The sequence below is a fragment of the Flavobacterium sp. genome, assembly GCF_025352425.1.
In the GTDB taxonomy this organism is placed as follows: domain Bacteria; phylum Bacteroidota; class Bacteroidia; order Flavobacteriales; family Flavobacteriaceae; genus Flavobacterium.
Map to the genome: position 1 here is coordinate 1 of NZ_JANXTI010000047.1, position 2158 is coordinate 2158.

The 2158-nt window shown below is 38.0% G+C and carries 2 protein-coding genes; one reads left to right on the forward strand and one right to left on the reverse strand.

What is annotated here, in order from left to right; all coding sequences use genetic code 11:
- Positions 1-223: 223 nt before the first annotated feature.
- Positions 224-1621: a class II fumarate hydratase gene (gene fumC, locus Q0Q99_RS06725; protein WP_293893322.1), complete on the reverse strand. Its 1398-nt coding sequence runs from the start codon at positions 1619-1621 to the stop codon at positions 224-226.
- 251 nt (positions 1622-1872) lie between these two features.
- Here fumC and Q0Q99_RS06730 point away from each other — a divergent pair, with 251 nt between their 5' ends.
- Positions 1873-2046 (forward strand): hypothetical protein, encoded by a 174-nt coding sequence (locus Q0Q99_RS06730; RefSeq protein WP_293872075.1) that lies wholly within the window; start codon positions 1873-1875, stop codon positions 2044-2046.
- Positions 2047-2158: the final 112 nt, after the last annotated feature.

Below are 2158 nucleotides of genomic sequence, written 5' to 3' on the forward strand. Positions count from 1 at the left end.
CGATGAGTGCCTGGTTAAACAGCCCGGCTCACAAAGCCAACATCGAAGGTGATTACACTCATTTGGGTATGTCCGTAACAGTTGATGAAACAACCGGAAAAAAATACTACACCAATATGTTTATGAAGAAAAAATAGTTTGATTATTGTTTTGTTTGATTTTGACAGATCGAAAAATCCCGATGTAAATCGGGATTTTTTTTATTTATTAATAGATGATTGGATTATTTCAAACTCCCAACCATATCCTCAGGTTTTACCCAAACATCAAAATCTTCAGCAGAAACATATCCCAATCGAACAGCTTCTTCTTTCAAAGTTGTTCCGTTTTTATGCGCTGTTTGCGCAATTTCAGCCGATTTGTAATACCCAATTTTAGTGTTCAGCGCCGTTACAAGCATTAATGAATTATCAACCAATTCCTTAATACGTGTATGATTTGGTTCTATACCGCTCGCACAATGTTCTTCAAACGAAATACAGGCGTCACCCAGTAAACGCGCCGATTGCAAAAAGTTAGCTGCCATTACAGGTTTGAAAACATTCAATTCATAATGACCTTGCATGCCACCAACGGAAATAGCAACATCGTTACCCATAACCTGGGCACAAACCATAGTCAAGGCTTCGCATTGGGTTGGATTTACTTTGCCTGGCATAATTGAAGAACCCGGTTCGTTTTCTGGAATTAGGATTTCGCCAATTCCGGAGCGCGGACCAGAAGCTAACATTCTGATATCATTCGCAATTTTATTCAAAGAAACGGCTAATTGTTTCAAAGCACCGTGAGCTTCAACAATTGCATCATGTGAAGCCAAAGCTTCGAACTTATTTGGAGCAGTGACAAAAGGATGCCCTGTAAATTTAGCAATGTATTCCGCTACTTTTACATCATAACCTGCCGGCGTATTCAATCCGGTTCCAACGGCAGTTCCGCCAAGGGCAACTTCGGATAAATGTGAAAGTGTATTTTTTAATGCTTTGATTCCGTAGTTTAATTGGGCAACATAACCCGAAATTTCCTGACCTAATGTCAATGGTGTTGCGTCCATTAAATGGGTTCTTCCGATTTTAACCACGTTCATGAACTCTTTTGATTTTGCATCTAACGTATCGCGAAGTTTTTCAACTCCGGGAATTGTCACTTCCACAGCGGCTTTATAGCAGGCAATGTGCATTCCTGTTGGGAACGTATCGTTTGATGATTGTGACTTGTTCACATCGTCATTGGCTTTTATAAGTTGTTCGCCTTCGCCAATTTTAAATCCGGCTAAAACCTGCGCTCGATTGGCAATAACTTCATTGACATTCATATTGCTTTGCGTTCCGGAACCGGTTTGCCAGATAACCAAAGGAAATTCATCAGTTAATTTTTCTGCTAAGATTTCGTCGCAAACGGCTGCTATGGCATCGCGTTTTTCGATTGACAAAACGCCCAGATCACAATTGGCATAAGCTGCAGCCTTTTTCAGATAAGCGAATCCTTCAATGATTTCTTTTGGCATTGATGCTGATGGACCAATTTTAAAATTATTTCTGGAACGTTCGGTTTGTGCTCCCCAATATTTATCGGCAGGGACTTGAACTTCGCCCATCGTGTCTTTTTCTATTCTATATTCCATTGGTTATGATTTGTTTGTTGTTTATATTATCTAGCCCCGATAGTAGTGGAAATCCTGACATTGCGAAAGACAATCATGATAAGATTGCTTCGTTCCTCGCAATGACAGATTGCAACGGAAAGCGGGAAACAGCTTCTGAAAATTCTGCTCAAAATTACGCATAAAAACTATTTAATAAAAATTGATTTTGTTTTTGCACAGCTTAAATATTCCGCTTACATTTGCGTATAATTCAAAAAAATATTTCAACCATGTTTGAATTTTCTCAATATTTAGGTTTTTTAGCGTTCTTAACTATCTTAACCATTGGTTTTTGGCTGATGATGTTTCTAATCACTTTTATTGTTCCGTATTGGATTTTCGGTGGAGTTAGAGAGTTATGGCAAGAAAGAAAGGCAAAAAAAGCTACTGAACAATCAGTCTAGATTTAGACTATTTCGTTTATTAAAAAAGGTTTCTGATTTATTCAGAAACTTTTTTTTTAGAAATCACCACCTTCATTATCGTCCGATTGATTTTTCTTGTTTTGTTTTTCTT